Genomic DNA, 2,104 nt, shown 5'->3' on the forward strand with positions numbered 1-2,104 from the left:
TTGTTTTCCACAATCAATTTCTACCTATTTCTATAAATTTCAATCTATTTCTATTATCTTATCTCCATATCGCCCTTATCTCCTTATCCCCTTTCTTACACTTTTGATATATAGCCTGAACGGTTACCTATAATTATAACCTAACTTAAGTGAAATTGTCAAGTAATTTTTGCTTGACAATTAATGATAGAATTATTATGATAATTATATGGAATGGCAATATTGTAAAGAAATGCTTCCGAAGGTATCAAGAACATTTGCTTTAAACATTGTAAAACTAAAAGGCAAAACCTGTGAGGCGGTAACAATTAGTTATTTGCTTTTCCGTATTGCAGATACCTTTGAAGATAATCTATTTCTAAAAGAAGATGAAAAGATAAAGGCATTGGAGCAAATTCGTTGGATTTTTGAAGGGAATAAATGCTTAAATGAAAGACTTAACCTCTATGAATCACTTAAATTTCAATGGAAACAATCTTCTTATGAAAAAGAACTTGTTGAAAATGGGGATAAGGTTTTAAAATGCTACTTTGACCTGCTTCCAATTTATCGAAGTATCATTGACCCGCTTATTAGTGAGTCTGTCGAAGGAATGGCAAAATTTCAAAAAAGAAAATTAGAATCATCCTTAAAAATCTTTCAACTTCAAGATTTGAAAGATTTAGAGGAATACTGCTATTATGTTGCCGGGATTGTGGGGATAATGCTTACCCGAATTTTTTCCCTCAAAAAATCAATCTCTAAAATAAAAACTCAACTTGAAAAATATCAAGTTCAATTCGGATTAGCATTACAACTTACAAATATCCTGAAAGATTGGCAAAAAGACTTAAACAGAGGTTGGTGTTATCTCCCGTATGCAATTACAAATAAATGGCAAATTAATCTTGAAGATAGTATATCTCCAAACCAACAAATAGGCATAATAAAAGATATTATACCCTGGATTTTGACTTATTTTGATTCGGCATTAAAGTATATTGAAATTATCCCGGAAACTGAGCGTTCTATAAGGCTATTTTGTATCATCCCTTTTGTTCTGGCGTATAATACCCTCATTTACCTCTTCAAAAACGAAGATAAAGTCCCTCGTAAGAAGGTATCAGAGATTTTAGAAATATCTAACTCTTTCGCAAATTCAAATCAACTTTTAAAAAAGGATTATTTGAGGGTAAAGAAATACGTAACCGTTCACCGCAGAGACACAGAGATGATATGATAAAGTGTCAAGTTACCGTGCAAAAGATTTTCTGGATAAGATATTAATTGTAACTGGTAACCTATTCTTTTGAGACGCCTCGGTCTGCGAAAGAGTAATGCTCGAACTCAGAGAAAGAGACTCAAAGAATCAAAACGAAAGAATCAATGAGTGTGAACCTGCTGTTTTATAAAAAGTCAGGTTGCCACGTATAACAGAAAGTTACGGTTACCTTTTATATCTATCAAAGAACGAAAGGAGGAACAAGATTCATTTTCGTAACCTGACATATCTTTAAGGACTTTTATTAAGGTTTTCTCTTTTCTTCAAAGGGGTTAACCACAGAAGTTGTCAATCTAACCCCTTTGCTTCTGCTTTAGAGAAAACCCGTGCTTAAGGAGTCTTTACAACCCTTAATTGAAAAAAAATAAAAAAAAGCTTGACACTTTACATAACAGACGCAGAGAAGAAAATTAAAATTTATGGACGATACGCTTAATCCCATCCCTGAGGACAGAAACATTAAAATTGATCAACAACCCTGTAAGCGTTCAGGTGGTGTAACAAAAGGAAATGTGGAGATTAAGGAGATAGGGAGATATTATTAAAAAAAATTGAAATTAGTAGAAACTAATATCTCCTTATCCCCTTTCTTACACTTTTGATATATAGCCTGAACGGTTACCAGTTATCTAATTACCACTATCCTTCCTGTCACCTTCTCATTCCTATCATTGGTGATAAGATAGATATATACCCCACTGGCACATGAATTACCTGCTTGATTATTTCCATCCCAGTGAGCTTCATTGGTATCACCCGTTTTCTCATCTACTAATTCACCAGCTAAATTAAATATCTTCAAGTTCCAGTAAGATGTTAGATTTTTAAAGGTAATATATTTGC

3 protein-coding genes are annotated in these 2,104 nt (G+C 32.9%); 2 read left to right on the plus strand and 1 reads right to left on the minus strand.

What is annotated here, in order from left to right:
- Positions 1-208 precede the first annotated feature (208 nt).
- Together AB1422_19090 and AB1422_19095 are read left to right on the plus strand one after the other, a co-directional pair.
- On the plus strand, positions 209-1,219 hold the full coding sequence (locus AB1422_19090) for a squalene/phytoene synthase family protein (GenBank protein ID MEW6621408.1): 1,011 nt from the start codon (positions 209-211) through the stop codon (positions 1,217-1,219).
- Between the two features lie 461 nt (positions 1,220-1,680).
- On the plus strand, positions 1,681-1,806 hold the full coding sequence (locus AB1422_19095) for a hypothetical protein (protein MEW6621409.1): 126 nt from the start codon (positions 1,681-1,683) through the stop codon (positions 1,804-1,806).
- Between the two features lie 80 nt (positions 1,807-1,886).
- On the opposite strand, the gene AB1422_19100 is transcribed toward AB1422_19095, so the two are convergent.
- Positions 1,887-2,104 (minus strand): gliding motility-associated C-terminal domain-containing protein (locus AB1422_19100; protein ID MEW6621410.1); only part of this gene is annotated, 218 nt, incomplete at its 5' end.

The organism is bacterium, assembly GCA_040757115.1.
GTDB lineage: Bacteria > UBA9089 > CG2-30-40-21 > CG2-30-40-21 > SBAY01 > JBFLXS01.